At 65.5% G+C, this 25,339-nt stretch carries 30 protein-coding genes and 2 tRNA genes; 17 read left to right on the top strand and 15 right to left on the bottom strand.

The window, feature by feature from the left end; all coding sequences use genetic code 11:
- Positions 1–7 precede the first annotated feature (7 nt).
- Genes CSW63_RS14355 through CSW63_RS14345 form a run of 3 tightly spaced genes read right to left on the bottom strand, consistent with a single transcriptional unit; the run spans position 8 to position 5,371 of the window.
- Complete coding sequence (locus CSW63_RS14355; protein ID WP_062093627.1) at positions 8–3,172, bottom strand: error-prone DNA polymerase; 3,165 nt, start codon at positions 3,170–3,172, stop codon at positions 8–10.
- Complete coding sequence (locus CSW63_RS14350) at positions 3,169–4,692, bottom strand: DNA polymerase Y family protein (RefSeq protein ID WP_062093628.1); 1,524 nt, start codon at positions 4,690–4,692, stop codon at positions 3,169–3,171. Before CSW63_RS14350 ends, CSW63_RS14355 begins: the two co-directional genes overlap by 4 nt.
- Positions 4,604–5,371, bottom strand: coding sequence for an ImuA family protein (locus tag CSW63_RS14345; protein ID WP_062093629.1), 768 nt, complete (start codon positions 5,369–5,371; stop codon positions 4,604–4,606). Before CSW63_RS14345 ends, CSW63_RS14350 begins: the two co-directional genes overlap by 89 nt.
- A gap of 232 nt (positions 5,372–5,603) precedes the next feature.
- Here CSW63_RS14345 and CSW63_RS14340 point away from each other — a divergent pair, with 232 nt between their 5' ends.
- On the top strand, positions 5,604–5,816 hold the full coding sequence (locus tag CSW63_RS14340) for a hypothetical protein (RefSeq protein WP_062093630.1): 213 nt from the start codon (positions 5,604–5,606) through the stop codon (positions 5,814–5,816).
- Here CSW63_RS14340 and CSW63_RS14335 read toward each other — a convergent pair.
- Genes CSW63_RS14335 through dinB form a run of 3 tightly spaced genes read right to left on the bottom strand, consistent with a single transcriptional unit; the run spans position 5,813 to position 8,194 of the window.
- Positions 5,813–6,673, bottom strand: a complete 861-nt coding sequence (locus CSW63_RS14335) for a trypsin-like peptidase domain-containing protein (protein ID WP_062093666.1) — start codon at positions 6,671–6,673, stop codon at positions 5,813–5,815. The genes CSW63_RS14340 and CSW63_RS14335 overlap by 4 nt on opposite strands.
- 27 nt (positions 6,674–6,700) lie before the next feature.
- Positions 6,701–7,078 carry a hypothetical protein gene (locus CSW63_RS14330; RefSeq protein WP_062093631.1) on the bottom strand — a complete coding sequence of 126 codons (378 nt, stop codon included), beginning with the start codon at positions 7,076–7,078 and terminating at the stop codon, positions 6,701–6,703.
- 45 nt (positions 7,079–7,123) lie between these two features.
- Positions 7,124–8,194 (bottom strand): DNA polymerase IV, encoded by a 1,071-nt coding sequence (gene dinB, locus CSW63_RS14325; RefSeq protein ID WP_062093632.1) that lies wholly within the window; start codon positions 8,192–8,194, stop codon positions 7,124–7,126.
- A 155-nt stretch (positions 8,195–8,349) separates the two neighbouring features.
- Here dinB and CSW63_RS14320 point away from each other — a divergent pair, with 155 nt between their 5' ends.
- Positions 8,350–8,697 carry a hypothetical protein gene (locus tag CSW63_RS14320; RefSeq protein WP_062093633.1) on the top strand — a complete coding sequence of 116 codons (348 nt, stop codon included), beginning with the start codon at positions 8,350–8,352 and terminating at the stop codon, positions 8,695–8,697.
- Between the two features lie 2 nt (positions 8,698–8,699).
- On the opposite strand, the gene CSW63_RS14315 is transcribed toward CSW63_RS14320, so the two are convergent.
- The gene (locus CSW63_RS14315) at positions 8,700–8,879 is read right to left on the bottom strand and encodes a hypothetical protein (protein WP_127846981.1); all 180 of its coding nucleotides are present in this window, start codon (positions 8,877–8,879) and stop codon (positions 8,700–8,702) included.
- Between the two features lie 96 nt (positions 8,880–8,975).
- Here CSW63_RS14315 and CSW63_RS14310 point away from each other — a divergent pair, with 96 nt between their 5' ends.
- Positions 8,976–9,308 carry a hypothetical protein gene (locus CSW63_RS14310; RefSeq protein WP_062093634.1) on the top strand — a complete coding sequence of 111 codons (333 nt, stop codon included), beginning with the start codon at positions 8,976–8,978 and terminating at the stop codon, positions 9,306–9,308.
- Here the strand turns inward: CSW63_RS14310 and CSW63_RS14305 are convergent.
- Positions 9,305–10,060 (bottom strand): SOS response-associated peptidase, encoded by a 756-nt coding sequence (locus tag CSW63_RS14305; protein WP_062093635.1) that lies wholly within the window; start codon positions 10,058–10,060, stop codon positions 9,305–9,307. The genes CSW63_RS14310 and CSW63_RS14305 overlap by 4 nt on opposite strands.
- A gap of 125 nt (positions 10,061–10,185) precedes the next feature.
- Here CSW63_RS14305 and CSW63_RS14300 point away from each other — a divergent pair, with 125 nt between their 5' ends.
- The gene (locus CSW63_RS14300; protein WP_066683928.1) at positions 10,186–10,434 is read left to right on the top strand and encodes a hypothetical protein; all 249 of its coding nucleotides are present in this window, start codon (positions 10,186–10,188) and stop codon (positions 10,432–10,434) included.
- A gap of 250 nt (positions 10,435–10,684) precedes the next feature.
- On the opposite strand, the gene CSW63_RS14295 is transcribed toward CSW63_RS14300, so the two are convergent.
- The gene (locus tag CSW63_RS14295; protein ID WP_062093637.1) at positions 10,685–10,948 is read right to left on the bottom strand and encodes a DksA/TraR family C4-type zinc finger protein; all 264 of its coding nucleotides are present in this window, start codon (positions 10,946–10,948) and stop codon (positions 10,685–10,687) included.
- Between the two features lie 156 nt (positions 10,949–11,104).
- Here CSW63_RS14295 and CSW63_RS14290 point away from each other — a divergent pair, with 156 nt between their 5' ends.
- Positions 11,105–11,479 (top strand): hypothetical protein, encoded by a 375-nt coding sequence (locus CSW63_RS14290; protein ID WP_062093638.1) that lies wholly within the window; start codon positions 11,105–11,107, stop codon positions 11,477–11,479.
- On the opposite strand, the gene CSW63_RS14285 is transcribed toward CSW63_RS14290, so the two are convergent.
- Positions 11,476–12,393: a site-specific integrase gene (locus CSW63_RS14285; protein WP_231732115.1), complete on the bottom strand. Its 918-nt coding sequence runs from the start codon at positions 12,391–12,393 to the stop codon at positions 11,476–11,478. The two genes, CSW63_RS14290 and CSW63_RS14285, sit on opposite strands and share 4 nt — an antisense overlap.
- 275 nt (positions 12,394–12,668) lie before the next feature.
- Between CSW63_RS14285 and dusA the strand changes: the two genes are divergently transcribed.
- On the top strand, positions 12,669–13,685 hold the full coding sequence (gene dusA / locus CSW63_RS14280; RefSeq protein WP_062093640.1) for a tRNA dihydrouridine(20/20a) synthase DusA: 1,017 nt from the start codon (positions 12,669–12,671) through the stop codon (positions 13,683–13,685).
- Between the two features lie 20 nt (positions 13,686–13,705).
- Here dusA and CSW63_RS14275 read toward each other — a convergent pair whose 3' ends face one another.
- Both CSW63_RS14275 and CSW63_RS14270 read right to left on the bottom strand, forming a co-directional pair.
- Positions 13,706–14,224, bottom strand: a complete 519-nt coding sequence (locus CSW63_RS14275) for a TIGR02281 family clan AA aspartic protease (RefSeq protein WP_062093641.1) — start codon at positions 14,222–14,224, stop codon at positions 13,706–13,708.
- Positions 14,225–14,442: 218 nt separating this feature from the next.
- Positions 14,443–14,667 carry a DUF1289 domain-containing protein gene (locus tag CSW63_RS14270; protein WP_062093642.1) on the bottom strand — a complete coding sequence of 75 codons (225 nt, stop codon included), beginning with the start codon at positions 14,665–14,667 and terminating at the stop codon, positions 14,443–14,445.
- 90 nt (positions 14,668–14,757) lie between these two features.
- Between CSW63_RS14270 and CSW63_RS14265 the strand changes: the two genes are divergently transcribed.
- The 5 genes from CSW63_RS14265 to CSW63_RS14245 all read left to right on the top strand — a co-directional run bounded on the left by CSW63_RS14265 (position 14,758) and on the right by CSW63_RS14245 (position 19,135).
- Positions 14,758–15,648: a nicotinate-nucleotide--dimethylbenzimidazole phosphoribosyltransferase gene (locus CSW63_RS14265; RefSeq protein WP_099503359.1), complete on the top strand. Its 891-nt coding sequence runs from the start codon at positions 14,758–14,760 to the stop codon at positions 15,646–15,648.
- Between the two features lie 150 nt (positions 15,649–15,798).
- A complete protein-coding gene (locus tag CSW63_RS14260) occupies positions 15,799–17,013 on the top strand; it encodes an acyl-CoA dehydrogenase family protein (RefSeq protein ID WP_062095439.1) in 1,215 nt (404 codons plus the stop codon).
- A gap of 38 nt (positions 17,014–17,051) precedes the next feature.
- A complete protein-coding gene (locus CSW63_RS14255) occupies positions 17,052–17,489 on the top strand; it encodes an endonuclease domain-containing protein (RefSeq protein WP_082749436.1) in 438 nt (145 codons plus the stop codon).
- Positions 17,490–17,504: 15 nt separating this feature from the next.
- Positions 17,505–18,644: an acyl-CoA dehydrogenase family protein gene (locus CSW63_RS14250; RefSeq protein WP_062095443.1), complete on the top strand. Its 1,140-nt coding sequence runs from the start codon at positions 17,505–17,507 to the stop codon at positions 18,642–18,644.
- A 353-nt stretch (positions 18,645–18,997) separates the two neighbouring features.
- Positions 18,998–19,135 carry a hypothetical protein gene (locus tag CSW63_RS14245; RefSeq protein ID WP_127846980.1) on the top strand — a complete coding sequence of 46 codons (138 nt, stop codon included), beginning with the start codon at positions 18,998–19,000 and terminating at the stop codon, positions 19,133–19,135.
- 114 nt (positions 19,136–19,249) lie between these two features.
- Here CSW63_RS14245 and CSW63_RS14240 read toward each other — a convergent pair whose 3' ends face one another.
- Together CSW63_RS14240 and CSW63_RS14235 are read right to left on the bottom strand one after the other, a co-directional pair.
- Positions 19,250–19,558, bottom strand: a complete 309-nt coding sequence (locus CSW63_RS14240) for a hypothetical protein (protein WP_062095445.1) — start codon at positions 19,556–19,558, stop codon at positions 19,250–19,252.
- A 101-nt stretch (positions 19,559–19,659) separates the two neighbouring features.
- Entirely contained in the window at positions 19,660–20,268 is a 609-nt protein-coding gene (locus CSW63_RS14235) for a TIGR00730 family Rossman fold protein (RefSeq protein WP_062095447.1), read from the bottom strand.
- 72 nt (positions 20,269–20,340) lie between these two features.
- Here CSW63_RS14235 and CSW63_RS14230 point away from each other — a divergent pair, with 72 nt between their 5' ends.
- The 3 genes from CSW63_RS14230 to CSW63_RS14220 all read left to right on the top strand — a co-directional run bounded on the left by CSW63_RS14230 (position 20,341) and on the right by CSW63_RS14220 (position 23,503).
- A complete protein-coding gene (locus CSW63_RS14230; protein ID WP_062095449.1) occupies positions 20,341–21,147 on the top strand; it encodes a hypothetical protein in 807 nt (268 codons plus the stop codon).
- A gap of 89 nt (positions 21,148–21,236) precedes the next feature.
- A complete protein-coding gene (locus CSW63_RS14225) occupies positions 21,237–23,006 on the top strand; it encodes an ABC transporter ATP-binding protein/permease (RefSeq protein ID WP_231737420.1) in 1,770 nt (589 codons plus the stop codon).
- 59 nt (positions 23,007–23,065) lie between these two features.
- Positions 23,066–23,503: a VOC family protein gene (locus tag CSW63_RS14220; protein ID WP_062095453.1), complete on the top strand. Its 438-nt coding sequence runs from the start codon at positions 23,066–23,068 to the stop codon at positions 23,501–23,503.
- A 1-nt stretch (position 23,504) separates the two neighbouring features.
- On the opposite strand, the gene CSW63_RS14215 is transcribed toward CSW63_RS14220, so the two are convergent.
- Complete coding sequence (locus CSW63_RS14215) at positions 23,505–23,900, bottom strand: hypothetical protein (protein WP_099503361.1); 396 nt, start codon at positions 23,898–23,900, stop codon at positions 23,505–23,507.
- 163 nt (positions 23,901–24,063) lie between these two features.
- On the opposite strand from CSW63_RS14215, the gene CSW63_RS14210 reads away from it, so the two are divergent.
- From CSW63_RS14210 to CSW63_RS14200, 3 genes are all read left to right on the top strand, one after another.
- The gene (locus CSW63_RS14210; RefSeq protein ID WP_062095457.1) at positions 24,064–24,768 is read left to right on the top strand and encodes a glutathione S-transferase N-terminal domain-containing protein; all 705 of its coding nucleotides are present in this window, start codon (positions 24,064–24,066) and stop codon (positions 24,766–24,768) included.
- Between the two features lie 215 nt (positions 24,769–24,983).
- Positions 24,984–25,058: transfer RNA gene (locus CSW63_RS14205), tRNA-Asn, on the top strand.
- Between the two features lie 137 nt (positions 25,059–25,195).
- A tRNA-Asn gene (locus tag CSW63_RS14200) sits at positions 25,196–25,270 on the top strand.
- Positions 25,271–25,339 lie beyond the last annotated feature (69 nt).

Genomic DNA, 25,339 nt, shown 5'->3' with positions numbered 1-25,339 from the left:
GCGCGCCTCAACAGAAATTGCGGCTGCGGCGGGCCCAGGAAAGATCGCCGGCGTCGGCGCCGCGATCCTGCAGGTGCGACAGGACCGCGCCGAGGTCATGGAGCTTGTAGGCGACCAGGTGGACGACATCGCCTTCGCGCTGGATGTAGCCCTCGACGCCGAGCAGATGGGCCGAAAGGGCCACTCGGCGCTGCTTTTCGTAGAGCGTCTTCCAGATCACGAGGTTGGAAACGCCACTCTCATCCTCGAGGGTCATGAACATCACGCCCTTGGCGGTGCCCGGCATCTGGCGCACCAGCACCAGGCCTGCCGTCTTGATGAACTGGCGATCGCGACCGCTGGCGGCGGCCTGGCAGGGGCGGTAGCCCTGGGCGGCAAGTTCTTCGCGTAGCAGCGCCAAGGGATGGCGGCGTAAGCTCAGGCCCACGTGGCCATAGTCCTCGACGATCTCGCGCCCCTCGGTCATGGCCTTCAGCGCCGGGGCTGGCTCATTCAGCTCCGGCGCCTTGGCCTGATCAAACAGGGGCAGGGCGACATCACGCAGGCCTTTGATCTTCCAACCCGCTTCGCGTCGGGCAAGGCCAAGGCTTGGCCGAAAAGCGTCGGCTTCGGCCAGGCGCGAGAGGGCGCCAGGGCCGATCTGCGCGCGACGCCAGACCTCGTCGATCGATCCATAGGGCTCTTCCGCGCGGGCCATAACGAGGCGTGCGGCGTCGAGTTCGGACAGCTTGCGCACCATCCGCAGACCCAGACGCACGGCCAGCGACCCGTCCGAGGTCTCCTCCAGGATGCAGTCCCAGCGCGAGGCATTGATGCAGATCGGTCGCACTTCGACGCCGTGCTCGATAGCGTCCCTGACGATCTGGGCCGGTTGGTAAAAGCCCATCGGCTGGCTGTTGAGAAGGGCCGCGCAGAAGACATCGGGGTGGTGGCATTTGAGCCAGGACGAGGCGTAGGCCAGGAGCGCAAAACTAGCGGCATGGCTTTCGGGAAAGCCGTAGGACCCGAAGCCCTCCAGCTGGGTGAAGGTCTGTTCGGCAAATTCCAGCGGATAGCCGCGCTCGACCATGCCGCCGACCAGCTTGTCCTTGAAGTGGCTGACCCCGCCGGTGAACTTGAAGGTGGCCATCGCCCGGCGCAGCTGGTCGGCCTCGCCGGGCGTGAAGCCGGCGCACTCGATGGCCACCCGCATAGCCTGCTCCTGGAAGAGCGGCACGCCCAAGGTCTTGCCCAGCACCTTTTCCAGCTCGGGCTTGGGGAAGGTCACAGGCTCCTTGCCTTCGCGGCGGCGCAGATAGGGATGGACCATGTCGCCCTGGATCGGGCCGGGACGCACGATCGCCACCTCGATGACCAGGTCGTAGAACGAGCGGGGCTTGAGGCGTGGCAGCATGGCCATCTGCGCGCGGCTCTCGATCTGGAAAACGCCCAGGGTGTCGGCCCTGCGGATCATCGCGTAGGTGCGCGGATCCTCGGGCGGAATGGTCGCAAGATCGAGCGCGATCCCCTTGGCGTCCTTGAGTAGGTCCAGGCCGCGCTTGAGGCAGGTCATCATCCCCAGGCCCAGCACATCGACCTTCATGAACTTCAGCTCGTCGATGTCGTCCTTGTCCCACTCGATGATCTGGCGATCCTTCATTCGCGCCGGCTCGATCGGGACGAGCTCGTCCAGGCGGTCATGGGTCAGGACGAAGCCGCCAGGGTGCTGGCCAAAATGGCGCGGGGTGTTGAGCAGCACCTGGGCCAGCTCCAGGGTCAGGCGGAGGCGCCGGTCGGAAAGATCGAGGCCCATGTCGCGGGCGTGCTTTTCTTCGATGTCCTCGCGGGAAAAGCTCCAGATCTGGCTGGAGAGCCCCTTGGTCATGTCCTCGGGCAGGCCCAGGACCTTGCCGACGTCACGCACCGCGCCGCGCGGCCGAAAGCGCTGGACGACCGCGACGATCGCCGAGCGATGGCGGCCATAGGTTTCGAAGATCCATTGCATCACCGTCTCGCGTCGGGCGTGCTCGAAATCGACATCGATGTCCGGCGGCTCGTCGCGCTCGGCGCTGACGAAGCGCTCGAACAGCAGGTCGTTGCGCTCGGGGTCGATGCTGGTGATGCCCAGCACGTAGCAGACCGCCGAATTGGCGGCCGAGCCGCGGCCCTGGCAGAGGATGTCCTGGCTCTTGGAATAGCGGACGATCGAATTGACGGTCAGGAAGTAGGGCGCATAGCCCAGCTGCCCGATAAGCTGCAGCTCATGCTGAAGGATCCGGCGGACCTCCGGCGTCAGGCCGTCGGGAAAACGGTGGGCCGCGCCTTCCCACGTCAGGCGCTCCAGAGTCTGCTGGGCGGTCTCACCGTCGGCGACCACTTCACGCGGATACTGGTAGCTGAGCTCGGACAGCGAGAACCGGCAGCGCTGCGCGATCGCTACCGACGCGGCGACGGCGGCGCGGTGGCGTGGGAAGAGGCGCAGGATTTCGGCCGGGGTTTTCAGGTAGCGGTCGGCGTGCCGGTCGCGCTTGAAGCCGACGTCGTCGATCGTGGTCCCTTCGCGGATGCAGGTGACGACGTCCTGCAGCAGTCGCCGTTCCTTCTCATGGAACAGCACCCGGTTGGTGACCACCGGGGTGACGCCGGCCGCCAGGGCCATCTGTTCAAGCTCATAGAGCCGCAGCGCGTCGCCAGGACGCCGGCGCAAGGTCAGGGCGACATGGGCGTCCGGGCCGAAAATGTACGCGAGCTTGTGGAGCTGCTGGGCGGTGGTCTCGTCGGCGTCCTCGGGCACGAGGATCGCGATCAGCCCCTCGGCGTGGGCGGCGAGATCGGTGAGATCAAGGTCGCAGCCGCCCTTGCCTGCGCGGGTCTTCCCCAAGGACAGCATCCGCGAAAGGCGGCTGTAGGCGGGGCGGTCTGTGGGCAAGACCACGATCGTCATGCGGTCGCGCAGGACCAACTCGCAGCCGACGATCAGCCGAACCCCGGTTTCCTTGGCGGCGATGTGGGCGCGCACCAGGCCAGCCAGGCTGTTGCGATCGCAAATGGCCAGCGCCCGGTAGCCTAGCCGAGCGGCCTCGTCGAACAGCTCGCCCGGGGACGACGCCCCGCGTAGCAGCGAAAAGTGCGAGGCGCATTGGAGCTCGACATATTCGCCAAGATCTTCAGGTGCTTGTCCGGGTGAGTTCATCCGAACACCCCGGCCATGAACCAGCGCTGGCTGCCGGTGGCGGCGTCCTCGCCGTCGCCGTCGCGATAGATCCAGTAGCGCTCGCCGCCGTCGTCCTCGACCTGGAAGTAGTCTCTGGAGCGGGCCAGCTCGGCGTCCGCCTTCCACCACTCGCCGAACACCCGCTCGGGGCCGTCGGCGCGGCGGACCCGCCGACGCACGCCGCGCCAGGTGAACGACGCCGGCGGTTGGTCGGGGAGTAGGGCCACCGTCTCGATCGGCTCGGGACGGGGAAAGAACCGGGTCGGCCGAGGCCAGTCGACGGGCCAGGAGAAGGCGGCCGGCGTCTCGCCGGCGGGCGCCTTGCGCACGCTTCGTTCAGGCAAGTCGCTCTCGGTGCTGGCCAGGCGGTAGACCGCCTCCGCGCCGAGGCGCACCCGCAGCGTGTCGATCAAGCCCGACAGATCGGCGGTGCGTTTGCCGCCCAGCACATCGTCTTGGCTGTAGGCCAGCGGCTCAGCGTTAGACGCGGCCAGGACCATCTTGTCGACGCCGAAGCCCGGATCGACCTTCTCCAGCTTTTCGCAAAGCAACTTGGCCAGCCGACGAGCGTCGCGTGCCGGGGCGGAGAGGCCGATGCGGGCGCTCTCGACGCGGTTGTCGACCCGGTAGAACCAGGCATCGATCGTCTTGGCCCCGAGCGTTAGAGCTTCAAGCGTGGCGCAGAGTTCGACGGTCAGCTCGGTCAAGTAGCGGGCCATGGTCTCGGGCGCACCGATCGGTTCGGCGAAGATCTTGGCCGCGCGTGGGGTCTCGGGCGCGAAGACCGGCTCGATCGGCTCGCGCTCACGGGCATGGGCCTGGTCGAGCCGGCGGATCGGCTCCATCCCGAAGCGATGGGCCAACGGACCCTTGGCCGTGGCCTCCAACTCGCCAATGGTGTCGAAGCCCGGCTTAGCCAGGGCCTGGACGGTCTCCGGCTGCAGGCGCAGCGCTGCGACCGGCAGGTCCTTGAGCTGCACGCCCAGGCCGCCGGGCGGCACGACGAACACCGAGCGCCGGGAATAACGGGCCAGCGCGTGGGCGCCGCCCCAGCTGTCGGCGATCGCGACCGTGGCGGCGTAGCCGGCCTTGGCGAGGCGCCGGCGCAGGTCGATCAGCATCTTCTCTTCCCCACCGAAGAGATGCGCGCAGCCTGTGGCGTCGATGACTAGGCCGTCGGGCGGATCAGCCGCCACTGTCGGCGAGTAGAGCCGCTGGGCCCAGAGCGCCAAGCGCTGGAGGGCGGCGTTGTCGCCCTCGACGTCGAGATCATGGAGCACGAGGCCGGGGACCAGGGCCGTGGCGTGGGCGACGGCCTGGCCAAACCGAAGGCCGGTCTTGGCGGCGGCAAGGTTCATGTGCGCGACCGCGCGCCGGCGACCGACCCGTCCGACCATAACGATCGGCGTGTCAGGCGATGGCGCGCTCTTGCCCTGCAAACGGGCCAGCCGGTCGGTGGGCCAGCGGGGCAGGAAGACGGAGATGACCCTTTGCGTCACAGGCTTCTAGCTCGATGTCGAAGGCGTCGCCGGCCTTGCAGCGGAGGAGTTCGAGAAACCAGCGGGGACGACCCACGCCAGGAACGGAAGGCGGAAGTGGCGAGGAGGGCAGGGGCGAGACCCGCCACCGCGTCTCGGCCGCTGTCGGCTGGCCGAGGTCGGCCGCGTCGGCGATCCGTCGCCACCTTCGGACCGCGATGGCGATCTGGCCGCTCTTCTCGGCCGCCAGCTGCAGGCGCCGCGAGGCGGTCATCGAGAGCTTGCCGACCTCGCCGATCACCCCGGCCAAGCCCGGCCAGCGCAGACCTTCCTCCATGGCGGCCAGCACGCCGGCCTCGTCGCCGGCGTCGGCGAAGATCACCCGCTGTGGCGGCAGGCCGGCCTGGGCCAGGGAGGGGGCGAAGAGGTCCGCTTGCCGCCGGCACCAGAGAACCTCGCCCTGCGCTCGGGCCAGGATGCCGGCGGCGAACTTGGCCGCCGTCGCGCCGTAGAGCGCTTCCTCGGCGCCGCCAACCACTTCGTGCAGCGCCCCGAGCGCCAGGCCGCCGCCGGGCAGGCGCGCGTCCAAGGGTTGGACGCCGAACGGCAACACCGCGCGGGTGACGCGATCCTGGGCTTCCAGGGCGCGAACCTTGCGACGGAGCGCGTCGAGCGCGGCGGGGGATGAGGATGAGATCATGGCAAGAGAACGAATTCGTTCTAGCTTTGTTCTTGTTGCCGTTTCGGAGTCAACGGGGCCATCGGTGCGGCGCAGGCGCGCGCCCGGCCCAAGGTCCAATCGCCACAAGGGTTTGAGCGGAATCGAAATTTTTCGGGGACGACCGAAGCTGACGTAAGCGTGGCCAGAAGCGGCGCCGCCTGCGGTCGCCAAGCCTGGCCATGCGCGTTAGGGTCGTGGTCGGAGGTGGCTGATGGATGATGATGACGAGCCCCGACAGCGCCCAAGGTTTTACGAGTGGGAGGGCTGGGCAGTCTGTCTGGTCGGGGCGGTGATGCCGACGGTTGTGCTCACCAGCTTGGTTCAGATGATCGAGGGCAAGACCGAGCCGTGGTTCTTGCCTGGCCTCTTCATCGGCCTCTTCACGCTGGCCGTCCTGGCGATCCGCCCCTGGACGATGCGCTAGACGGAGGCTGGAGCGTCTTTGGATGGGGCTGCGAGCGCGGCGGCCGCCTCGCGTCGTACTTGGTCCTGGTGGGCCGCATCCAGGACGTCCCTGACCGCGGTGACATGCCAAACCCTGCCGAGGTCGGATTCCGGGTTGAGGCGGCCTGAATAGATGCCCAGGAATTCCCAGACAGACGCGCCGCTCATGACCGATGACAAAGCGCCGTCCGCTCGGCGCGTGCGGTAGGTTCCGGTGCGATAGGAGATCACCGCCGAACCCGATTGGCCTCTCCGCGCGCGACAGTCGACAAGGAACACCGGGTTGTCCGGCGTAATCAGCTCCAGCTCCTGAGCCAGAAAACCGGTCGCCCAAATTGGAAACCGGCCGAACGACGACTGTCCGAAGGGAAAACCGATGACGCTGACGGTGTCTGCGGGGCCGACGTAAATCCCCGCCCGATCCAGATCTAGGTCCATGTAGTACGCGTATTTGCTGACGTCGCCGCCCCAACTAAGGTTCAGCGCCACCAGATCGGCCGCTGCGCCGAGACGAGGGTGCTCGATCCAATACGGCGTGCCGTCGTCCCGAAACAACGGCAGGCGGATTTCAACCCATTCCCCGACATGGCCGGCCTTATGGAAATGGATGACGATGGCGTCCGGCTCGGCGCCCTGGCTGTGCAGGCACTGTCCAGAATCCTGGTCGCGCCCGGTGACGTTGTGCCGGTTGGTGATGAAAGCGCAGTGCGACTGCCGGTCGTTTGCCGCCAGGAAGCCGGTGCCGGACGCCAGCTTCAGCTCGCCCCGGAACATTTCGATGTAGAGCGACTTCATCGTCGGGATTGCGATTTGCGATCCGACTTGGTCCTCAGTCATGTCCAAGCGGTCTCTCCTGAGTGCTGGCTAGGACGGCTCGCCCTGGCTCAAGGCCTCGATCTGGCGCGCCGGGTCCGCCTCGATGGCGCGCCATAGCGCACCGGCAAGAAGGTCCTGGTAGGCGGCCAGGGCGGTGACGGCTGCGCTCCGCTCCAAGGCCATGATCAATACGGCGTGCGCGGCGATCAAGGGCAGGTCACGCGTTGCGGTGACATCCTGATGCACCGCAATCGCGGCGAGCGCCGCGCGGCGCGTCCAACCGTCCAGCGGCCCGGTCAGTTCAGCGACCAGCACGGGGCCCTCGACTTCGCGTCGCACGCAGAAACCAAGCGCCAGGACGCCGCGGCGAGATACGGCCCGCCAGTAGTCGATCGGTTCCAATTCGGGGTTCGGCGGCTGCGTCATTGGGAGGTTTATAGCGCCACGATGACGAACGCCTACGGTCCGAGGCTAGACGGGTAGGGTGGCCTGGGCCTCGATCGGGGCCGGAGCGAAGCTCGACACGGTCACGCCCAACAATCGCACGCCCGCGCGCAAAGGGTACACTGATCGCACCAGATCCTGGGCCACGCCTTTCAGGGTCGTCGCGTCAGCGATGACGTTGGGCAAAGAGCGCCGCCGCGTGGCCTGCTCGAAGTCGGCATACTTGATCTTCACCGTCGCTGTGCGCCCAAACGCCTGGGTCTTTTCGCACCAGCCGAACACCTTGTCGGCCAAGGCGGCGATCTCGGTCTCAATGAGATCGGGATCGGTGAGGTCGGTCTCGAAGGTCGTCTCCGAGCCTGAGGACTTGCGCTCGCGATCGGGATTGACCGGGCGCTCGTCGACACCGCGGGCGATCCCGTAGAACCATGCTCCGCTGTTGCGGAAGTGGTGAACAAGGAAGTCCAGGGTCTGATTGTAGAGGTCCTCGCCGGTCTCGATGTCCAGCGCCTTCATCTTGCGCTCGGTGACTTCGCCTACGCCGTAGAAACGGCCGATCGGCAAGGTAGCCACGAAGGCTTGGCCCCGGCCAGGCGCGACCAGGAACTGGCCGTTGGGCTTGTTCTGGTCGCTAGCCATCTTGGCCAAGAACTTGTTGTAGGAGATGCCCGCCGAGGCGGTGAGGCCCGTCTCGGCCAGGATGCGCGCCCGGATCTGCCGCGCGGTCTCGGTGGCGCTGCCGACGCCGGCCTTGTCGGCGGTGACGTCGAGATAGGCCTCGTCCAGCGACAGCGGTTCGATCAGGTCGGTGAAGTCAGCGAAGATCTCGTGGATCTGGCGCGAAACAGATTTGTAGACCTCGAACCGAGGCGGCACGAAGACGAGCTGCGGGCATTTGCGTAGGGCCGTGGTTGACGGCATGGCCGATCGCACACCGAACCGTCGGGCCTCATAGCTGGCGGCCGCGACCACCCCGCGCCGTGCCCCGTGGCCAACGGCGAGGGGCTTGCCCTTAAGGCTGGGATCATCGCGCTGTTCGACCGACGCATAGAAGGCGTCCATGTCGATATGGATGATTTTGCGAGGCGGCGAGTCCATGTCCCCAGCAAGCTAACACCCTGTGAACGAAACGCGAACTTTCTCCTTGAGCGGGCGGCTGAGATCGGGTGAAACCACGGGTCTTGCGACGCCGCGTCGCAGCGCGAAGGGCCGCTCGGGTGGTCCATCGTGGGGCCAGTCGGGGAGTGCCAGACGTGTCGCGTATCGAGGGTGAATTTCTGAGCCTGGCCCTGGAGATCGGCCTAGCCGAAGCGATTGCCGAGACCCTGCGCGACATCGATCGGGCGATGGCCGAACTACCGCCAACAGACCACGGCTCGCGCTATCGTAAGCGCCTGGAAGATCAGCGGGCCAGTTTGCGCAACCCGACCCTGCGCACGACGGCCGCTCTAGTCGTAGCGATGTGCGTTAAGAACCCGGCGCTAACGCCGAGAATCCGCAAGCCTTTCGCGCACTTGGTCGACCGGCATCCAGAGCTGATCTGGCTCTTTCCGCAGTTGCCTGCCGATCCCAAGCCGACGGAGTTGCGTCGCGCGGGCTAAGCCTACTGCACGCGTGGCGGCGGATCGTAGGGGCGGTCGTCGTCTGGAGACAAAGGTGGTCCTGGCTCGTTGAACGGGACGATCGGCTCGTCGAGCTCAGGCGGCGGGCCGTCCGGCGGGATCTCCAGCGGTGGAGCACCAGGTTCCGGATGGGGCGGTGGGGGTGCGAACGGATCGGACATGGATTACCTCATGATCCGAACGCCAGGGGCGCGCGATCGCTCCTTACGGGATCGAACGACGCCGATGATGTCGATCACGAGGAACAGACCGCCGACATGTCAGAGCGCCCGCCTTCGACGCTGAAGCGACCGCCGGAACAGCTCATTCGGCGCTTCCATCTCGGTCAGGTGGGAAGCGATACGGTGCGCACCTACCTCACCAAGGGCTATTCTCTCGCGATCTGCTGCAAGGACTGCCCTCGGTGCCTGGAATGGACTCCCGAGGATCTTGTCGAGAAATTTGGCGAGCGGACGCACATTAAGATCGCGGATATCGCCGCGCGGCTATCCTGCAGCGGCGAAGAAGGATGCAGGTCCAAGGAGGTGGCTGTCTTCCCGCATCTCTACGACGGCCCTTGGTCTTGGACCCCGCCGGACGACGAGGGCTAGGCGGGGACAACCTCGTCGCTCTTGCCGCCAAAGGCGACGATCTTCAGACGGTCCGGAAGCGGACGCTGGAGCGACTTGACCTCGTCCCAGGGCGCGTCGCTCATCCAGAGGTCCCACTCCTCCGGTTCGGTGAGGATCACCGGCATGGCCTTGGAGTGATAGGTCTTCACCGGCTCGGCGGAATCCGTCGTGAGGAAGCCGTAGGCCACAATCTCTTCCCAGCCCTTGCTGATCATCCGCACGCAGGCGTGGGGCGTCCAGATGCCGGCGAAGAAGGCCAGGGGGCGGCCTTCGTCCAGCGCGAACCAGACGTTCTTGCGGTCTTTCTTGTGGTCCTGATCGGGCTCGGCGAAGGAGGTGAACGGCACGAGGCAGCGACTGCCGGCGCCTAGCCACGGCGCCCAGTGCCGGTTGGTTTTGCCCGTCTTCTTGCTGATCGCGTAGCGGATGTTGGTGGTCCCCTTGTCGGGCTCCATCTTCAGCAACTCGGCGAAGTCGAACTCCGTGCCCTTGGCGCGCAATTTGTCGGCCCGCAGCGTGGCCGCGTCGAACAGCGCTTCCTTTGATGACGGCATGCCCCACCTCGCGTCGCGCATGATCCGCTGACCGTCTTCGCCTTGGGTGATGATCGGCGCGGCGTAGTCAGGATAGATGCCCGGCATAGGCGGCTGGTTGTTATTGAGGTCGGTCATCGCCCGCGCCAGCGCCGCCACTTCAGCGCGCGCCTTCATCAGGGCGTAGAGATTGCACATTCAAGAGGTCTCCAGGCGGCCGTTCAGCCGACGCTAGCGGTCAGCCATCAAACTGCAAGCCGACGTACCGAACGTCTCTAGGCTGCCTTCAACCACACGCGCGCGTGCCACCATCCGCGCGGGGCGTGCTCTGGATCGCCCAGACCATCGAAGAACATCTCCACGTGCTGGGCGCGCGGATGGTCGACAAGCGCTTGGCAGGGTGCGCCCTGGCCATGCAGCTCGACCTCGTGCGGGCGATCAGGACGGGCCTCATCGAGCGCCGGCGCGGCGTCGATCGTGCGGTCAAGCCAGATGACCAAGCCGCCATCGCGGCCGGCTTCCACATGCCGGACAGCGGGGAGGGTTTCCAGGTATCCGGGTGCGCCGACTAAGCCGTCGATTTCCACGGCAGTCAGCGGTTCAGCGGTGACGGGATGAGCGTGGTTCATGGGAACGAATATAGAACATCCTGATGTGAAAGGCGAGTCGACGTGAGGTCGCAGAGGGTGGCCCGAAGCACGAGGCTTCGGGCCGGGCTCCAGGTATCGTCGCTGCTCAAAGGAATGGCGGCGAGTCAGTCCCGAGCCCATGGGGACCGCGCCGCCGCGAAGCGGGGCGCACGAGTCCCCAGTCTGATGGGGATCAGCGCAGCTGGCTGTCTTTGCTGCCGCGGCGATTGATGCTGCTGAACACCACTTGCTTGTCGCGCCCAGCCTGGCACTCGATGCAGGTCCGGCAGCCGGGTAGGGCGCGTCGGCGAGCTTCGGGAATGTCCTCGCCGCACTCGACACAGAAAAAGAAGCTTTCTCCAGCGGGTAGCCGAGCACGCGCGTTGAGGACGCCGTCGGTTACCGTATCTTCGATCTGATCGAGAACGCCCCCGTCATGGGTCCAGCCGCCTGCCATCCGTTCGAAAGCTCCTTTAATCCAGAAGCTTAGATGGTGTTTCTTCCGGCGTTCTCCAGTGGCGCGGGCGGGTTCGGGGCCATGCCAAATTGCCGCATTTCCGCGACGTCCAACGGGTTGGATGTATCACTGGCGGCAATGGAGTAGAGTTCGCGGATGACCGGCAGCGATCCTCATCTCAACGCCTGGGCCATTGGCCAACTTCAGGAAACGCAGGCCCAAGTCGACCATGTGGTCTTCGATCTTGGCGTCGATACCGATGTCGGCATCCCGGGCGCCGGCGGGGTATCGATCGCCAGCGAGGATAACAGGCAGGGCTTGCGAACGCTGTTTCTGACCGCACGCCCGGTCCTTCTGGGTCAGGTCGAGTTGCTCGCCGAGCTGATTACCCAGGCGCCCGACAAGAAACCGCATAGGAAGATCGCCAACCTATCGGCAACGCCCGATGCTCTACGAGACCTGGCGCGCGTGCTCCTCGAGGCGGCCGATGCAGCCGACGAACTGCGACCGCGTCCGACCCCTGTCGGTTAGTCGTCCGGATCCGTCCACGTCTGAAGCTGGGCGACTGCCGCATGGACGGACTTGGCTTTGATGTGCGTGTAGCGGCGCAGCATTTTCCAATCCTTGTGACCGGTGATCAGGGCGACCTGCTCGATCTTCAGGCCTGCCTCGAAGAAGCGGCTCGTGGCTTCATGGCGCGTGTCGTGGAAATGCAGGTCATCGATCTGCAGCTTGGCGGCCGTGCGCGTGAACGCCGCGCTGATCGCTGTCGCCGTGTAGGGGAAGATCCGATCGTCGAAATTGCTACGGATCGCCCGCTGCTCCTCGATCAAACCTAGAGCATCATAGCCATTGATGTTGACGAGCGGCACACGCTGATCGTTGCCGTACTTGTCGCGCGGGTCCTTGCGGTCGCGGATGATGATGGTCTTGGCCCGCAGGTCGAGATCGCTCCAGGTGATCCGGCAGATCTCGTCCTGACGCATGGCCGTGGCGATCGCGAACTGGATGATCCGCGTCATCGGGTTGCGCTGCCAGAGGTTCTCATCGAACGACTTGAACAGCCGATCGAGCTCTTCCTGGGTTGGGCGGCGATCGCGTTCCTGGCTTTTGCCAATCAGGCCCAGATGCTTCAGCGCCAATCGGCCCTTTTCGATCGGCTCGATCTTGGTCTCGATCTCGTGGACGGCCGAGGCGTGGGCGAAGACCAGCTTGATCCAGCCGACATACATGCCGATCGTGACCGGGCCGGTCCCGCCCTTGGCGCGCTCGCGTCCAAAATCGATGATGAACTGCCGGTCGATCTTGGCAAAACGCGTTTCGCCAATCGTCCGGCGCAGATGGAGCAGCGCCTCAAGCTTTGTACGGCCGATGGGCTTTTTGGCTGCGGCGAGATCGTCGATGTGTAGGTCGATAAGATGGGCGAGGGACGTCTTCGTGGTCACATACGTCTTCTTCGGCGCCGCACCGTTGTCGATCGCGCTCTCCTGTGCCGTGGCCCATCGCCGCGCGTCCTCGCGTAGCTTGAACGTCTCGCTTATATAGCGCCCCTTCCGACGGACGATGGCTCGCCAGGCGCCGGAGGGCAAATTCACAAAGTTCGCCATTTTCGTGTACGCCATGTGTACAGTGGAATGTCGGAACATAGAGAAAACCTGCGTACACTCGCGTACGTTCTTCGGTTTTCGGTATCTCCTAACGCATTGAATATACGATAAAAATGACGCGATTTGAACCCCATAGATTTTCTGTTGCGCCCATGATGGATTGGACCGACCGCCACTGCCGGTCGCTTCATCGTGCGCTGTCGTCGCGGGCGCTTCTCTATACCGAGATGGTGACGAGCGGCGCGGTGGTGCATGGTGATCGCCAGAAGCTGCTAGGCTTTGATCCGGTGCAGCATCCGGTCGCGGTGCAGTTGGGCGGGTCGGATCCTGCGGAGCTGGCGCAAGCGGCGCGGATAGCCGAGGACTTCGGCTATGATGAGGTCAATCTCAACGTCGGTTGCCCCTCTGATCGCGTGCAGAGCGGGCGCTTTGGCGCCTGCCTGATGCGGGAGCCTGCGCTGGTCGCCGAGTGCATGGCGGCGATCAAGAACGCCGTAAAGGTCCCCGCAACAGTAAAGTGCCGGATCGGCGTCGACGACCAGGATTCCGAAGAGAGCCTTTTTGGGCTTGTAGACGCCTGCGCGAGCGCCGGGATCAGCGCCTTTGTCGTTCATGCGCGCAAGGCCTGGCTGCAAGGCCTGTCACCCAAGGAGAACCGGGATATCCCGCCCTTGGACTACGAGCTTGTCTATCGCCTGAAGCGGGAGCGTCCCGGTCTGACGATCGCCATCAACGGCGGCGTTCCGAACGTCGACGCCGCCCTTGAGCATCTCTCCAACGGTGTTGATGGGGTCATGCTCGGTCGAGCCGCCTATCACGAGGCGGGGTTGCTGGGCGAGGTGGACCGCCGGGTGTTCGGGATGGACGTTGAGGATGTTGACAGCTTCGAGGCTGTCGAACGCTATCGGCCCTATCTGGCGCGGGAATTGGCGGCCGGCACGCATCTGGCGGCGATGAGCCGGCATATGCTGGGGCTGTTCCATGGCCTTCCCGGCGCGCGGGCGTGGAGGCGGATCCTGACCGTGGAAGGGGTCAAGCCGGGCGCGGGTCTTGACGTGATCGATCGCGCTCTCGACGCGGTCCGCGCCGCGCTGGCGGCCCGCGAGACTGCGACTGCTCCGGCGGCTTAGCGCCGCGTGTCGGGGAGGTCTTAGGGGTGCAGGATGAGCGAGGTGCGCGTGGCCTCGAACCGCGACAGCCGTCCCAGATAGCTCATGCCCAGCAGCGAGTTTTCCAAACCGCTCTCGATGACCAGAGCGTCGACGTCACGGACTCGGGCCCCGGCGATCGACACGCTCGCCAATTTTACGGCGGCGGCGCGGGTGCGGCCGTCGGCGGTGATGACGTTGTAGTCGTAGCTGAGGTGGCTTGTGTCGATGCCCAGGCGCTGGGCGTCGGCCATGCTCAGCGACACGGCAGTCGCGCCGGTGTCGACGAGGAAGCGGACGGCCTTGCCGTCGACGTTGGCCTGAGCCCAGAAGTGGCCGTCGGTGTCCTTGGTCAACTGAGCCGCGCCGCCTTCGGCTCCGCCCAAGGTGGCCGTGGCGGCCGAAGGCGCGCGCAGTTGCGGCTGGCGCAGATCGTCAAGAGAGACAACGGCCTTGGCGGCGCCAACCGCCGACAGCGCTCCGACAAGTGCGATCGCCGCGAACCTCAACATAGAAGACACCCTGCCTTGTAGGCTTTGAGACCGCTTCTGCGATCGTTGCCTGCATGATTAGCGGCGAGGCGTTTTCAATGGATGAATCGGTCAAATAAATTTTGAGGTTTGGTTACTGAACCGATAACGTGACCTCTATTTAGTTGGCGCTCATCATTTAGGTCAGTGAAGTCTGCGGCGTTTCTTGGGGCGGGCGCTCTTTGTTCTGGGCGCGACTTCCGTCGGTGTCACCGAGGCGCTTGTGACGCGGCCATCAGCGCGACCATGGGGTCGGGGCGATGGGGGAGAGCAGCCATCACCGCGTCGCGTTCGGCGTCGCTGAGCCGCGCCCAGCCGGCGATTTCGGGCAAGGTCCGGCGACAGCCCAGGCAATAACCCGAAGCGCCGTCGACCGCGCAGACCTTGACGCAGGGCGTGACGATGGGGCGAGGGGGCTGAGCGTTCGTTGTCATGCCCCTCAGCATTCCTGCTCGGCGGCGCGGGCGCAAGGGTTTGGCGGGGGAGGGGCTTGCTTTGGACGTGGACCGGTTTAAGTCCGCCCCATGACCGATCAGACCGTCTCCCCCTTCGCCGACATTCGCCAACTCGTGGCTTCGCCGCCCCAACCGGGTCCGGCGCCCGCGCTGGAACAGGGTGGTCGTCTTGGGGAAATATCGGCCTGGCTGACGACTTGGAGCGGCAAGACCCCGCCGGCCGTCAATCGTCCCGTCGTCGCGCTCTACGCCGGCGCCCGTCAGGGCGTGGGGCCGAGAGGCTGGGCGCGCGAGCGTCTGGAGGCCATCGCCGCCGGCGGCGCGACCGTCTCGCGTCTCGCCGGCGTTCAGGGCGCGGGCCTGGAAGCCTTCGACCTAGCGATCGACCGGCCTTCGCCGGACATGGTGCTCAAGGCCTCGATGAGCGAGAAGGAGGCGGCCGCCACCATGGCGTTCGGCATGGAGGCCCTGGCCAAGCAACCCGATCTGCTGGTCCCTGGCGTCATCGTCGCCGAGCCCGCGCGCACCGCTGCGGCCGTGTGTCTCGCGCTGTTTGGCGGTGAGGCCTCGGACTGGTCGGATGATCCCGAACCGGTCGCCGCCGCTGTCGGCCGCGCGCGCGATGAGGGTATGGGCAATGATCCGCTCGAGATCCTTCGCCAGCTGGGCGGCCGGGAAACCGCCGCCGTGGCGGGCGCGATCCTGGCCGCGCGCGTCCAGAAGGTGCCGGTCCTGCTCGATGGCTACGCCGCCTGCGCTGCCGCCGCGATCGTCCAGGCTATCGAACCCACGGCGATCGACCACTGCCTGGCCGGCCATGTCGGTCCGTCCAGGGGCCATGCCAAACTCCTGGAGAAGCTTGGAAAGTCGCCGCTTCTGGTCCTTGATGTCGCCGACGAAGAGGGCGTTGGCGGTGTTTCGGCGCTGGCCTTGGTCAAGCTGGCCTGCGAGGTTCGATAGCCCTCTCCAGGTGCGTCTAAGTGAACGCGGATAATATTCACTTACGTTGACGCTAACGTCATCTTTCCAAACGGCCGTTCGAGCCATATCATGACTCCCGAAACGCAATAACGGTCCCCATCCGAGGGGCCGATTGAACGGGAGCTCGCCATGAATCTCGACTTCTCGCCCGAGGACCTCGCCTTCCGCGACGAGGTCCGCGCCTTCATCGCCGAGAACTATCCGGCGGGCCTTCGCGACAAGCAGGAAGAGGGCGAGGAGATGGCCAAGGAGGATTTCCTCTCCTGGCACCGCGTGCTCGCCAAGAAGGGTTGGGTGGCTCCGGCGTGGCCGACCCAGTACGGCGGTCCGGGGTGGACCTCGGTGCAGCGCTACATCTGGTCGGAAGAAACCGCCCGCGCCGACTGCGTGCCGATCCTGCCGTTCGGGATCAACATGGTCGGTCCGGTGATCTACACCTTCGGCACGCCCGAGCAGAAGGAGCGCTTCCTGCCGGCGACGCTGTCGGGCGACATCTGGTGGTCGCAGGGCTACAGCGAGCCCGGCGCGGGTTCCGACCTCGCCAGCCTCAAGACCAAGGCCGAGCGCTTCACCGGCGACGACGGCAAGGAATACTATCTGGTCAACGGCCAGAAGACCTGGACCACGATGGCCCAGCACGGTGACTGGATCTTCTGCCTGGTCCGCACGGACCCCAACGCCAAGATCCAGGAAGGTATCTCGTTCCTGCTGATCGACATGAAGTCGCCAGGCGTGACCGTGCGTCCGATCATTACCCTGGGCGGCGAGCATGAGGTCAACGAGGTCTGGTTCGAGAACGTCAAGGTGCCGGTCGAGAACCGCATCTACGAAGAGAACAAGGGCTGGACCTGCGCCAAGTTCCTGCTGGCCCACGAGCGGTCCGGCATCGCCGGCGTGGCGCGCTCCAAGCGCGGCATCGAACGTATCCGTCAGATCGCCTCGACCGAATTGAGCGATGACGGCGACGCCCTGATCAAGGATCCGATGTTCAAGCGCAAGGTCGCCGAACTGGAGATCGACCTGACCGCGCTGGAGTACACCGAACTGCGCACCCTGGCCGGCGAAGCCGCCGGCAAGGGCCCCGGGCCGGAATCCAGCGTCTTGAAGATCAAGGGCACCGAGATCCAGCAGCGGATCACCGAACTGGTGCTGGAGGCTGCCGGCCACTACGGCGCGCCGTACTTCCGTGGCTTCCCGAAGGACGGCGACAACGCCCATCCGATCGGTCCCGACTTCGCCCACCGCGCCGCGCCGACCTATTTCAACGTCCGCAAGACGTCGATCTATGGCGGCTCGAATGAAATCCAGCGCAACATCATCGCCAAGATGGTGCTGGGGCTCTGATTTGAACTCTAGTCACCCCTCCCCCTTGCGGGGAGGGGATGGGGGTGGGGGTGTCAGCACGGACGCCAGGAGCTCTGCACCATTCCGATCGAGCCGATCGCTCGGCCAAACGGATGCGTCGCGAGCCAACCCTGGCGGAGAAGCTGTTCTGGAAAGCGCTGAAGAAGGTAGAGGTCCCCGGGTCTCATTTCCGTCGCCAAGCGCCTTTCGGGCCCTACATCGTGGACTTCGTCTGCCATCACCATCGGCTGATCGTCGAGGTGGACGGCGCGGTTCACGACCTGGAGCATGTGGCCGCTCGTGACGCCGAACGCCAAGCCTGGCTTGAGGCGCGTGGGTACCGGGTGATCCGGGTTTCCAACTCGCAGGCCATCAACGACCCGTATTCCGTTGTTCAGCGCATCCTTTCGATCGTCGGCGCTGACACCCCCACCCCTAACCCCTCCCCGCAAGGGGGAGGGGAATCAATAAGGTAAGAGGAAACCGCCTTCATGGATTTCAACTTCACCGAAGAGCAGTCGATGGTCCGCGACTCCGTCGCGAGCTTCCTGCAGGACAAGTACGACTTCGACACCCGCCGCAAGATCGTCAGCTCGGACGCCGGCTGGCGCGCTGACTACTGGAAGGCCTTCGCCGAGGAGCTCGGCATTCTGGGGGCCTCGTTCAGCGAAGAGCTGGGCGGCCTGGGCGGCGGCGCCATCGACAACATGATAATCATGGAAGAGTTCGGTAAGGCGCTCGTCATCGAGCCCTATCTGGGCACCGTGGTGATCGGCGGCGGCTTCATGAAGCACTCGGGCTACGCCGGCGCAGCGTCGGTCATCGAGGGCATTGTGGGCGGCTCGACCACCATCGCCTTCGCCTATGCCGAACCGCAAGCCCGCTATACCTGGCAGGACCTGAAGACGACGGCCAAGAAGGACGGTTCGGGCTGGGTTCTGAATGGCCACAAGGCCGTGGTGGTCGGCGCGCCGTTCGCCACCCATCTGATCGTTACGGCCCGCACGGGCGGCGCCCAGCGCGACGCCGGCGGCGTCGGCGTGTTCATCATCGATAAGAGCCTGCCGGGCGTCGTCACCCGCGACTATCCGACCGTCGACGGCAACCGCGCCTCGGAAGTCTATTTCGAGAACGTCTCGATCCCGGCGGAGGCGCTGATTTCGGAAAGCGGTCTGGCCCTGGTCGAGCAGGTCATCGACGAGGCCACCGCCGCCGTCGGCGCCGAAGCCGTCGGCGTGCTGCGCAAGCTGCACGAAGGCACGCTGGATTACGCCAAGCAGCGCAAGCAGTTCGGCACCGCGATCGCCAACTTCCAGGTGCTACAGCACCGGATGGTCGACATGTTCATCGAGGTCGAGCAGTCGGTGTCGATGACCTACATGGCGACGATCAAGGTCGGTGAAAGCGCCGCCGAGCGCGCCAAGGCCGTCTCTGCGATGAAGGTCCGCATTGGTCGCGCCTGCAAGTTTGTGGGCCAGAACGCCATCCAAATTCACGGCGGCATGGGCATGACCGATGAACTGGCGATCGGCCACTACTTCAAGCGCGCGACCATGATCGAAGGGCTGTTCGGCTCGGTCGATCACCACCTGAAGCGCTACGAAGCCCTGTCGTTCGACGCGGCCGCCTAGAGGCGTCCACGGACCAACGCGGTTTGATCGACGAAGCCGCCTGCGTCACGCCGACGCAGGCGGCTTTTCCTTGCATGGCGCCTTTTTCGGCGCGCTCCAGCAAATTCAGGGGTGATGACCAGCGAACCGCAGTTGCTGCAAGGTTTTGCTGAAATCGCATTGTGTACGGATTAAAATCTCGAGCCGGCTCTCGCTCGTATCCCGCACCCGTCCGCATGCGGATATGATCTCTATACGGATAAATTATCTTGCTGCGCGCCCTAACGCGCGCATTCTTGATAACGACGCGCTGACGACTAGGAGGGTGAGAACCCCTGTAAGCCGCGCGCGTCTCCTGGTCTTAACGGCTATGTCTGGGAGACGCCGCCATGAACGTATCGAAGATGAACCATGCCATGCTTTCGTTCGCCCTGATGGGCGGGATGCTGGTGGGAGGGCGTCCGGCTTCCAAGCCGGCGCGGTCACCTTCCGAGAAGTCAGGGCGCAAATAGCGCTGGCAAAGCCTCCTGACCCAGGCGCGCCAAGGGTCTCACACCCTCAGAAAGAAGAAGGCCTCCGCCAAGCAATTGGCGGAGGCCTTTGTCTCTGTGATGGTCTTGCGACGGTCAGCCCTTCTTGGCGGCCGCGTTGCAAGCGGTCAGTTCGTCGCCTTCGATCGCTTCACCGCGGTATTTGAACGCAGTCAGTTCGCCGACTTGAGCGGCGAGTTTGCGGCAGGCGCGGGCGGCGGGCAGCGAGCGGGCCTTGGTCGTCGTGCAGACATCGCCCGTGCAGCGCCAGGCGGAACCGTCATGGATGAACGACTCGGTCGTGGCGGGGCTCTTCAGCTTCAGCCAGGCGCTTTCGGTGTCAGCGGCCAACACCGGCGTGGCGAGGGCGCAGGCCATCAGGCCCGCGAAAATGGCGGTACGCATTCCTACAGTCTCCTATCCCCGCGCCGGATGGGAGTTCCGGCGCATGAGCGCGCGATCGGGAGCGTCGCAGCGCCTAACCTATAGTGCGTTTTCTTTGAAAACTAAGTCAAGCGTCGAAGCGTGTCCGGCGCGCCTGATTGGTAGATTTCGTCGCCCCAACTCAAGAGGGCCGGCGTGACATCCTCTGCGCGCTCCACCGAACGCCAGGTGTCAGCCAAGCTGGGCGGGGTCAGGCCCCGATCGATCGTATGACGGATCAGGTCGAACAGCGGGTCCCAGAAGCCGCCGGGGTTATGGAACACAATTGGCTTCTGGTGAAGATCTAAACGGCGCCAAGATAGCAGTTCGACGATTTCCTCAAGCGTCCCAATGCCGCCTGGCAGCACGACGAAGGCGTCCGACCGCTCGAACATCATCATCTTGCGCTCGTGCATGGTGTCGACGATGACGGTCTCCACGTCGTCGAAAGGCTGTTCGCGGCCGCGCAGGAAGGTGGGAATGATCCCCAGGACCGCGCCGCCGGCGGCGTGGGCGCCCCTTGCGGTCGCGCCCATAAGGCCCACGCCGCCGCCGCCATAGACCAGCTTCAGGCCCGCCTTGGCGAAGCTCTCGCCAATCGCGAAGGCCGCCGCGATGTAGCTGGGATCGGCGTCGTTCGACGAGCCGCAATAGACGCAGACGGCGTTCAGGCGCCTGGACTCATGGGACATCGTCGTCCACTCCACAAAAGACAATGGCGCGCCGGGATCGCGCGCCACCGGTTCGTTCCTATTTGAGGCCGCATGATCAGGATTCGCTCCCGGGGTTTCAAGGCGCCGTTCGTGCTGGCCGTCGTCGCGGCGTTGCTGGCCGCTTGCGAACCGGCGGGGCAGGGCGATCGTAGAAGCGTCGATAAGGTCGACAGCGCAGAGGCCGGATACCTGCCGCCGCCATCGCTTGAGAGCGCCCAGCGCGCGGGCGCGCGTCTCACCTTGATCGGCCAGGCGCTGCCCGAGGCGGACGTTCGCCTGGGCTCGCCCAGTGGGGAAGTCGTTCTGGGCAAGGCGGACGCCATGGGCCGCTGGAGCGTCGAAATGCCGATCGAGCCCGGCGTGCGTCTTTTTGGACTGTCCATGACCAAGGACGGCCGGACGGTGCAGGCCGAGGGCTACGTGATGGTCTCGGAAGAGGGACGTGTCGCCGTTCTGCGCGCGGGCGCAGGCGCTAGGCGGTTGGCTTCTCCGTCCAGCGCGCCGAGGATCCTCGCGATCGATATCGACCGGGCCGGCGGCGCGGTCGTGTCGGGTGTGGCGGCCCCGGGGGCCGGCTTGAACGTGCGGGTCGACCGTGTGGTCAGCGGCGGCGGACGAACCAATGACGAAGGCTACTTCTTCGTGGCGCTCAAGGATCCCGTGTCGCGCGGTCCGCACACCATCCAGGTCGGCGGCGAGGGGGGCGAAGATCAGGTGACGATCGCCGCGACCCCGCCCTTGGCGCTGACGTCCGGACCCGTTCGGTCTGAGCGCGTTCCCACGGGTTGGCGGATCGACTGGATCACGCCGGGCGGGGGCGTGCAGACCACCTTGCTGGTCGATGGTGACCGTCGATGAGAGGGCTGGGCGGCCCGCCGTCTCCGGGGCGGGAGGCGGCGCCGGGCGCGATCGCCAAGGCGGACCAGCCCGTTCGCTTCTGGAAGGCGATGGGCGACCTCGTGCAACTGGTTCTGCGCTCACGCGCGCCCGGCCTTCGCTGGCGCCTCTCCGTGGCTCTCTTGCTGACGCTGGCGGGGAAGGTGCTGGGGGTGCTGGCGCCGCTGATGCTGGGCAAGGCGGTCAACCAACTTTCGGCGGGCCAAGGCGCCGCCGTGATGGTCACCTGGACTTTTGCGGGGTTAGCGGTCGGTTGGGCGCTGGTGCGTTTCATCTCCGCAGCAGCTCCGCAGGCGCGCGACACGATCTTCACGCCAGTCGCCCAAGCCGCGCAAAACCGAGCGGCCGTTGAGACCTTTGCTCACGCCCTGTCGCTATCCATCGACTTTCATCAGTCCAAGCGGACGGGCGCCTTGTCGCGGGTCATCGATCGCGGCGCCAGGTCGATGGATTTCCTGCTGCGCGGCCTGGTGTTCAACCTCGCCCCGACCGGCATCGAGCTCATTCTCGCCGCAGTCGTGCTGGCCAAGGCCTATGACTGGCGCTTCGCGGTCGTGGCGTTGCTGACCGTCGCGGTCTACGGCTACGTGACCTTCGCGATTTCCGACTGGCGGATCGGTCACCGGCGCGCGCTCAACGAGGCCGACGCCGAGGCGGCGGGCCGCGCGGTGGACGCGCTTCTGAATTATGAAACCGTCAAATCATTCGGCGCGGAGAGCCGGGCAGTCGCGGGCTATGGCCGGGCGCTGGACGTCTATGGCCAGGCCAACGTCAAATCCACCCAATCTCTGAACCTGCTCAACCTGGTCCAGTCTGGCGTGATGAGCGTCGGCCTGGGCGTGATGGCCGTTCTGGCCGGCTCGGAAGCCGCGCAGGGTCGGATGGGGCCCGGCGATGTCACGGCCGCCGTCTTGATTCTGATAAACCTGTACGCGCCGTTGAACATCCTGGGCTTCGCCTATCGCGAAATCCGCCAGTCGCTGATCGACATGGAGGCGATGCTGGATCTGCGCCGCCAGACCGCCGATGTGGCCGACGCGCCCGACGCCCAAGACCTTCCGCCGTGCGCCGATCACCGGGGCGGCGCCGTGACGTTCGAGAATGTGTCGTTCCGACATGGCGCGCGCTCCGAGGGCCTCAGTGACGTGTCTCTGACGGTCGCGCCAGGTTCGACCGTCGCGATCGTCGGTCCCTCGGGCGCGGGGAAGACCACTCTGGTGCGTCTGGCCCTGCGAATGATCGACCCCCAGGCTGGAAGGGTCACTCTGGATGGCCACGACCTGCGGCATTTGAAGCAGGCGTCGCTGCGCCGGGCTGTGGCCCTGGTCCCGCAGGACGTGGCGCTATTCAACGACACCCTGGCGGCCAACATCGCCTTCGCGCGGCCAGAGGTCGGCGACGCCGAGGTCTGGGCGGCGGCCGAGGCGGCGGAGTTGGGCGACTTCATCCGCAACCTGCCTGAGGGGATGGCCACCAAGGTCGGAGAGCGCGGCCTGAAGCTGTCTGGCGGCGAACGGCAGCGGGTGGGTATCGCCCGCGCCTTGCTAGCCGAGCCGCGCGTTCTGATCCTCGACGAGGCGACCAGCGCGCTTGATAGTCGCACCGAGGCCGCGATCCAGGCGACCTTGCGCCGGGCCAGGGCAGGGCGGACGACACTGGTGGTCGCCCACCGCCTGTCGACGATCGCCGACGCCGACGAGATCGTGGTGCTGCGCCGGGGCAAGATCGTCGAGCGAGGACGACACGAAGCCCTGCTGGAGGCCGGCGGCGAATACGCCGCCCTCTGGCGTCGCCAGACTCGCGACCGCGCGCCGGTTTAGGGATTGCGGGTCGGGGCCCCGGGCCTATATCCGCGCTGTCGACCTTTTGGAGAGCCGCCATGCGCTATCTGCACACCATGATCCGTGTTCGCGATCTGGACGCCTCGCTGCGGTTCTACTGCGAGGGCCTGGGTCTTCAGGAGATGTACCGGGTCGAGAACGAGAAGGGGCGGTTCACGCTCGTGTTTCTGGCGGCGCCCGAGGACGTTGAACTGGCCAAGGCGCGGAAGGCTCCGCTGGTCGAGCTGACCTACAACTGGGATGACGAAGACTACGGCGGCGGCCGAAACTTCGGGCATCTGGCCTATCGGGTGGACGACATCTACGAGACCTGCCAGCGCCTGATGGACATGGGCGTGACGATCAACCGCCCGCCCCGCGACGGGCACATGGCCTTCGTGCGTTCGCCCGACAACATCTCGATCGAGTTGCTGCAAGACGGAAATCTTCCCCCCACCGAGCCTTGGGTGTCGATGCCGAACGTCGGCGCCTGGTAGGTCAGGACGAGCGGGGGCGGGCCAGTTCTTCCAGTCGGCGGCGCGGCGCGTCGGCGATGCCGGTCCACAGGATGCGCGCCAATTCCAGCCGATAGGCCATGGCGTAACCGGTGAGCAGCATACCGTGGGCGCCGCCGACCATGGCGCGCGCGAAATCCTTGCGCGCCAGGATCGCCTTGCGATCGATCGGCGGTTCAGGGTCCGAGGCCGCCACGCGGCCGTCGACTTCGAGCGCGGCCCGCAGGGCAAGGCCTACGAGCGCGGGCAACTGAGTACTGTCGCCCTTGGGTCTAGCTGTTAGAGCCGGCTTATCGCCGTCCGTCTCCGTAACGGTGAACTCCAGCGTTGAGACCACGCGCTCGAGCGTCGTGGGCCAGTGGTCGTCCTCTGTAGCCATTCGCGTTTCGCCCCCCGAGCGCATATCCCTGCTCGGATAGCGATGTTCGTTCGCGACGCAAAGGGGTGGGCGCAAGCGCGCGCCCCCGTTTCGGGGCTCTGGAAAAGCCCGGACGGCGACGCCAAATGCTGGTAGCGCATTCGCGCGCATCATGAGGCGCCCCATGTCCGACTTGTCCGGCTTTCCGATCACCAAGCGTTGGCCGGCGGAACGGCCCGACCAGATCCAGCTCTATTCGCTGCCAACGCCCAATGGCGTGAAGGTTTCGATCATGCTGGAGGAGACTGGGCTGCCCTATGAGCCCCACCTCATCGATATCGGCAAGAACGAGACCTGGAGCCCGGAATATCTGTCGCTCAACCCGAACGGCAAAATTCCAGCGATCCTCGATCCCAACGGACCGGGCGGCAAGCCGCTGGCGCTGTTCGAAAGCGGAGCGATCCTGGTCTATCTCGCGGACAAGGCGGGCGCGTTCTTGCCCACCGACATAGCCGAGCGCTACCAGACCCTGCAGTGGGTGTTCTTCCAGATGGCGGCGGTCGGGCCGATGTTCGGCCAGCTGGGCTTTTTCCACAAGTTCGCCGGGCGCGAGTACGAGGATAAGCGCCCACTTCAGCGCTACGTCGCCGAATCCAAACGTCTGCTCGGCGTGCTGGAGGGCAGGCTGGCCGACCGCGACTGGATCATGGGTGACGACTACACGATCGCCGACATCGCCATGCTGGGCTGGGTGCGCAACTTGGTAGGCTTCTACGAGGCCGGCGACCTGGTCGATTATGGGCGCCTAGAGCATGTACCGCGCTGGCTCGGCGCCGGCTTGGCGCGTCCCGCCGTCCAGCGCGGACTGGAGATTCCTCGCCGAACCTGAGCGCCCGAAATCCGCCTGCGACTCTTTGGTTGCGGCGTTAAGAATTAGGATTTCATTAACCATAACAGGGCGACTCTTCCTCGTCTTCTTTGAAGGCACCCACCATCACTGACTTCCACAGCCCGGCCGCAAAGCCGGGCTGCTTTTTTAGAATTAGACGCTTGCATCGGCGCAACGAGGCGGCTATCACGCGGCCTCTTCTGAGAGCGACCTGTTCCGCGGTAGCTCAGTGGTAGAGCAGCCGGCTGTTAACCGGCTGGTCGTAGGTTCGAATCCTACCCGCGGAGCCACTCTTCCTTCCATTGAAAATCGAGCTCAAATCCAGCCCGGCGCACCAGCGTCTGGCGTCCGCCCGATTGTGCGTTTTATGCGCTTGCGCCGACTCGTCGACGCGGCTAAGACCCGCCCTCTCTTGAGAGCGACCTGGTCCGCGGTAGCTCAGTGGTAGAGCAGCCGGCTGTTAACCGGCTGGTCGTAGGTTCGAATCCTACCCGCGGAGCCACTCCCCGATTCAGCAGCAAACAGCGCATGTCTCAGGACATGGCGGGGGCTTCCCCTCTAATGGCAGGGG

The sequence above is a fragment of the Caulobacter sp. FWC26 genome (assembly GCF_002742645.2).
Classification (GTDB): Bacteria; Pseudomonadota; Alphaproteobacteria; order Caulobacterales; family Caulobacteraceae; genus Caulobacter.
The sequence above is the reverse complement of the archived record's forward strand: the minus strand, read 5'-3'. Positions and strand labels throughout refer to the sequence as shown.

What these genes read in the sequence shown, in the direction of transcription:
- CSW63_RS14355 (WP_062093627.1), bottom strand. Translation starts at nt 3,172, where the DNA reads ATGAACTCACCCGGACAAGCACCTGAAGATCTTGGCGAATATGTCGAG.
- CSW63_RS14345 (WP_062093629.1), bottom strand. Translation starts at nt 5,371, where the DNA reads ATGATCTCATCCTCATCCCCCGCCGCGCTCGACGCGCTCCGTCGCAAG.
- CSW63_RS14340 (WP_062093630.1), top strand. Translation starts at nt 5,604, where the DNA reads ATGGATGATGATGACGAGCCCCGACAGCGCCCAAGGTTTTACGAGTGG.
- CSW63_RS14335 (WP_062093666.1), bottom strand. Translation starts at nt 6,673, where the DNA reads ATGACTGAGGACCAAGTCGGATCGCAAATCGCAATCCCGACGATGAAG.
- CSW63_RS14330 (WP_062093631.1), bottom strand. Translation starts at nt 7,078, where the DNA reads ATGACGCAGCCGCCGAACCCCGAATTGGAACCGATCGACTACTGGCGG.
- dinB (WP_062093632.1), bottom strand. Translation starts at nt 8,194, where the DNA reads ATGGACTCGCCGCCTCGCAAAATCATCCATATCGACATGGACGCCTTC.
- CSW63_RS14315 (WP_127846981.1), bottom strand. Translation starts at nt 8,879, where the DNA reads ATGTCCGATCCGTTCGCACCCCCACCGCCCCATCCGGAACCTGGTGCT.
- CSW63_RS14310 (WP_062093634.1), top strand. Translation starts at nt 8,976, where the DNA reads ATGTCAGAGCGCCCGCCTTCGACGCTGAAGCGACCGCCGGAACAGCTC.
- CSW63_RS14305 (WP_062093635.1), bottom strand. Translation starts at nt 10,060, where the DNA reads ATGTGCAATCTCTACGCCCTGATGAAGGCGCGCGCTGAAGTGGCGGCG.
- CSW63_RS14295 (WP_062093637.1), bottom strand. Translation starts at nt 10,948, where the DNA reads ATGGCAGGCGGCTGGACCCATGACGGGGGCGTTCTCGATCAGATCGAA.
- CSW63_RS14290 (WP_062093638.1), top strand. Translation starts at nt 11,105, where the DNA reads ATGACCGGCAGCGATCCTCATCTCAACGCCTGGGCCATTGGCCAACTT.
- dusA (WP_062093640.1), top strand. Translation starts at nt 12,669, where the DNA reads ATGACGCGATTTGAACCCCATAGATTTTCTGTTGCGCCCATGATGGAT.
- CSW63_RS14270 (WP_062093642.1), bottom strand. Translation starts at nt 14,667, where the DNA reads ATGACAACGAACGCTCAGCCCCCTCGCCCCATCGTCACGCCCTGCGTC.
- CSW63_RS14265 (WP_099503359.1), top strand. Translation starts at nt 14,758, where the DNA reads ATGACCGATCAGACCGTCTCCCCCTTCGCCGACATTCGCCAACTCGTG.
- CSW63_RS14260 (WP_062095439.1), top strand. Translation starts at nt 15,799, where the DNA reads ATGAATCTCGACTTCTCGCCCGAGGACCTCGCCTTCCGCGACGAGGTC.
- CSW63_RS14255 (WP_082749436.1), top strand. Translation starts at nt 17,052, where the DNA reads ATGGGGGTGGGGGTGTCAGCACGGACGCCAGGAGCTCTGCACCATTCC.
- CSW63_RS14250 (WP_062095443.1), top strand. Translation starts at nt 17,505, where the DNA reads ATGGATTTCAACTTCACCGAAGAGCAGTCGATGGTCCGCGACTCCGTC.
- CSW63_RS14240 (WP_062095445.1), bottom strand. Translation starts at nt 19,558, where the DNA reads ATGCGTACCGCCATTTTCGCGGGCCTGATGGCCTGCGCCCTCGCCACG.
- CSW63_RS14235 (WP_062095447.1), bottom strand. Translation starts at nt 20,268, where the DNA reads ATGTCCCATGAGTCCAGGCGCCTGAACGCCGTCTGCGTCTATTGCGGC.
- CSW63_RS14230 (WP_062095449.1), top strand. Translation starts at nt 20,341, where the DNA reads ATGATCAGGATTCGCTCCCGGGGTTTCAAGGCGCCGTTCGTGCTGGCC.
- CSW63_RS14225 (WP_231737420.1), top strand. Translation starts at nt 21,237, where the DNA reads ATGGGCGACCTCGTGCAACTGGTTCTGCGCTCACGCGCGCCCGGCCTT.
- CSW63_RS14220 (WP_062095453.1), top strand. Translation starts at nt 23,066, where the DNA reads ATGCGCTATCTGCACACCATGATCCGTGTTCGCGATCTGGACGCCTCG.
- CSW63_RS14215 (WP_099503361.1), bottom strand. Translation starts at nt 23,900, where the DNA reads ATGGCTACAGAGGACGACCACTGGCCCACGACGCTCGAGCGCGTGGTC.
- CSW63_RS14210 (WP_062095457.1), top strand. Translation starts at nt 24,064, where the DNA reads ATGTCCGACTTGTCCGGCTTTCCGATCACCAAGCGTTGGCCGGCGGAA.